Source organism: Lysinibacillus sp., from assembly GCF_032093475.1.
GTDB lineage: Bacteria > Bacillota > Bacilli > Bacillales_A > Planococcaceae > Lysinibacillus > Lysinibacillus irui.
In genome coordinates this window covers 18,806-22,310 of sequence record NZ_DAMDAY010000071.1, presented here as the reverse complement: position 1 = coordinate 22,310, position 3,505 = coordinate 18,806, and the positions used below count along the sequence as shown (strand labels likewise).

Annotated in this window: 5 protein-coding genes; 3 read left to right on the top strand and 2 right to left on the bottom strand. The window is 40.4% G+C overall.

The window, feature by feature from the left end:
• Positions 1 to 585: S1C family serine protease (locus RT445_RS14885; protein ID WP_313470787.1), on the bottom strand; the 585-nt coding region annotated here is incomplete at its 3' end.
• A gap of 57 nt (positions 586 to 642) precedes the next feature.
• On the bottom strand, positions 643 to 1,278 hold the full coding sequence (locus RT445_RS14880; protein ID WP_274797169.1) for a hypothetical protein: 636 nt from the start codon (positions 1,276 to 1,278) through the stop codon (positions 643 to 645).
• Positions 1,279 to 1,446: 168 nt separating this feature from the next.
• Between RT445_RS14880 and RT445_RS14875 the strand changes: the two genes are divergently transcribed.
• The 3 genes from RT445_RS14875 to RT445_RS14865 form a co-directional block, all read left to right on the top strand.
• A complete protein-coding gene (locus RT445_RS14875) occupies positions 1,447 to 1,917 on the top strand; it encodes a DinB family protein (protein WP_274797170.1) in 471 nt (156 codons plus the stop codon).
• An 80-nt stretch (positions 1,918 to 1,997) separates the two neighbouring features.
• Positions 1,998 to 2,561 carry a TetR/AcrR family transcriptional regulator gene (locus RT445_RS14870; RefSeq protein WP_274797171.1) on the top strand — a complete coding sequence of 188 codons (564 nt, stop codon included), beginning with the start codon at positions 1,998 to 2,000 and terminating at the stop codon, positions 2,559 to 2,561.
• A 19-nt stretch (positions 2,562 to 2,580) separates the two neighbouring features.
• A partial coding sequence (locus RT445_RS14865; protein ID WP_313470785.1) for a beta-ketoacyl-ACP synthase II occupies positions 2,581 to 3,505 on the top strand: 925 nt, incomplete at its 3' end.

Here is a 3,505-nt window from a genome sequence, read left to right as displayed (position 1 = left end):
CGTGAAGGCAAGAGGGTTACCAATAAAATAGACATGTTCATCAGGTGAAAACGGTGGATCTTCAGCAAGAGGAAGATAGGGGAGTTGCTCAGCTTGCACTTGTATTAAAGCTAAGTCGATAGCTGGATAGCTCTCAATTAATGTAGCTTCCATCAGTCCCTCATCTGGAAATACAACAGATAATGTCGTTGCATGTTCTACTACGTGAGCATTGGTGACAATTAGACCATCAGAAGAGACGGCAAAACCTGTCCCTTTACTCGAGCCTGTCGAAATTTCAACGATAGCCTTTTTATACGTTTGGATATCTTCTTGTGCTGAGAGTCGTGTCGACACCTTCATAAATTCAATGGCAGGGATGGAGTAAATTTGAAAAATTAGCGCAAAAGTATTGAAAAACAGCATCAAAGCGATCCCCCATACGATCCAGCGTACGAAAGGTTTTTGTTTCTTGGGTTTCCTACCATGGAAGCGTTCTTCTCGTTCTTGTGCTAATGCTTTTTGCTGCTCCTCAAGTACGAGTTCAATAAATTCTTCTTCCGTCAATTCTTCTTCTTTCGTTGTTGCATTATGTATATCACTCATATAAGGCCCCCTTAGCTAAAAAACAGACGCCCAAGCAGGACGCCTGTTAACAGCAAATTACTCTATTTTTTGCAAGGTAGATGTCACAACAAACGGTTCTTCTTGATCGGTCTCCATCGTATCTTCTGAACGAATTAAGCCTATGCCATGCGCAAAATATTTGGTCGTCGTGACTTTATCATCGGTGCGTAATAGCTGGATGGCATTTTGATAGACTGTAGTGCCTGTATGAACTGTGGCAGTCGTTGATTGGATGGTCCAGCCTTGAAAGCTTGTCCCCACTTTTAGGGGCTTTTGCAGAATTGTTTCTAGTACTGGGTAAGATGCAGCCTCTGTCGCACTTGGTAGGCTTGGCTCACTGTCAACAGGTTCACGATAGACTAGGTCAATACTTGAATCGGAAATGCGATAGATTTTTAAAAGAGTTACTCCACCATTATCCTCAATTTGTACAATGTGTTGTGAATCGAGATAGGAAGTTTGCAGGGTATAGCTGGCAAATTCATTGCCTTCCCCTTGAAAATAGGCGGTTGAGCCATCAGGTGGAAAATAGGATAGAAGTGATGTTTGATCTTGTTCTACAGGTTGCTTGTCCTCCACAGGCAATGGTGATTGTTCTGATTCTTTGTTGACTTCTTCACTACAACCGAAGAATAAAAATGCAAGAGAAAGTACTAGGACATGATGTCTCATAGGCAAACTCCTTTGCTATTTTCTTTCATTATACGTGAATGGGGACGGTTATACGAATGAAAAGAGATAACAACTTATAATATTATTATGTAAACAAAACAAGAAACTTGTAACAAGGGAGAAAATTAACTATGATAGAAATGAAGTTAAAAAATGGGGGGCACACATATGTATAGACATGTAGATGATTTTTTACAGGAATGGTCGAATGCATCTAATGGAACATTAAATGTGTTACAAGCTTTAACAGATGACAAATTAGATCAAAGTATTGTGGAGGGTCACAGTACACTTGGCTGGTTGGGCTGGCATTTAGTCGGTTCAGCAGGTTATTTTAGTTATCTAGCTGGCTTAAACGTGCCATCGATTCGTCAAGAAGATCCAGTACCAACAACAGCTGCTGAAATCGTAGCTGCTTATGAAAAGGTTGCAAACGGTGTAAGTGAGGCAGTCGCAAAGCTTTCAAATGAGGACTTACTAGAAGTTGTCACTGGTTTTAAAGCTCCAATGCCAAAAGGCGCTCTATTACGAGTATTAATCGATCATCAAACACATCATCGTGGACAAATGACAGTCTTATTGCGTCAAGCAGGTTTACCAGTTCCAGGTGTTATGGGACCAACAAAAGAAATGCAATAAGCAATGATGCAGCAGATAAGTAAATAATCTGCTGCATTTTTTTATTTGACACTTACCTACTAGTAAGTTAGTATAAAGCCATGACAAATAGAAAATCACAAATAATTGAATTAACATTAAAGAATATTCAAGAAAAAGGTTTCACATCATTTAGTTATGATCATTTAGCAAAAGAGCTAGGCGTTACAAAGGCAAGTATTCACTATCATTTTGAAAAGAAAGGGGATTTAGGTGTTGCTGTTTGCGAAAGAATTCAGCATGGTTTAGAGGGGGCATATACATTCATTAAAGAATCTTCTATGCCAGCTGTGGAAAAGCCTTTCGCTTTTATTTTGCGACGTGTACAATTTCTTGAGCAAGATGGAGTTTGCCCGATTTCTGCTCTACAGGCAGACTATCAAGAATTATCACCATCTATGCAAGAAAAGATTCAAGAGCTTAGTCAAATGGAAATCGATGTCTTTGTAGTGTTATTGAAAGAGGCAAAACAACATGGTGCACTGAAATCGACAAATGAGGAGGATTTAGCGTCATTGGCTATGCTACTCATTTCCAGTACAAAAGGTGCTTTACAATATAAACGTGTTTTAGGTGAAGATTTCTTTCAGAAAACGCTGGAGCAATTAAAGGAACTATTAAAGTAAATGAAAAGGAGCGATGTCCATGGTACGTAGAGTCGTAGTCACAGGATATGGGGTGGTCTCCCCTTTAGGTAACACAGTATCAGCCTTATGGGAAAACATTAAAGAAGGAAAGTCAGGAATTGATAAAATTCATGCAGAGGAATTTAGCGGGATTAACACCCAAATTGCAGGTACCATCACGGATTTTGATGCAGCGCAATATATGGATAAAAAAGAACTGAGTAAGTATGATCGATTTGTTCAATATGCTATTGCCGCTTCACAGCAGGCTTTAGAGCAAGCAAATCTAAACATGGAACAGGTCGATAAGGAGCGACTAGGTGTATATATTGGCTCGGGTATTGGGGGCATAGATACCATTCTAGCGAATCATCAAGCGTTCATCGAAAACGGCCCAAGGAAGGTGTCACCATTTATGGTGCCGATGATGATTAGTAATATGGCTGCAGGGATACTAGCGATTAAAACAGGCTTTAAAGGGCCGAGCTTTTCACCTGTTTCAGCTTGTGCAACTGGAAACCAAGCCATTGGTGAAGCTTTTTTAGCTATTCGACATGGCTATGCTGATGGTATTTTGGCAGGTGGAGCAGAGGCACCCATTAATCCACTAAGCTTTGCAGGATTCTCACGTATGAAAGCTATGTCTACAAGAAATGAGGAGCCAACAAAAGCGAGTCGTCCATTTGATAGCGCACGAGATGGCTTTGTCATGTCAGAGGGGGCTGGAATCGTGTTCCTAGAGGAATATGAACATGCCAAACAAAGAGGTGCAACCATTCTTGGAGAGATAGTAGGCTATGGAGTTACGACAGATGCTTATCATATTACATCACCGGATTATACGGGAGCTGCCAATGCCATGAATTTAGCTTTAAAAATGGGCGAAATTGATGTATCAGCTGTCGATTATATCAATGCACATGGTACTGGTACGCCAGAGGGTG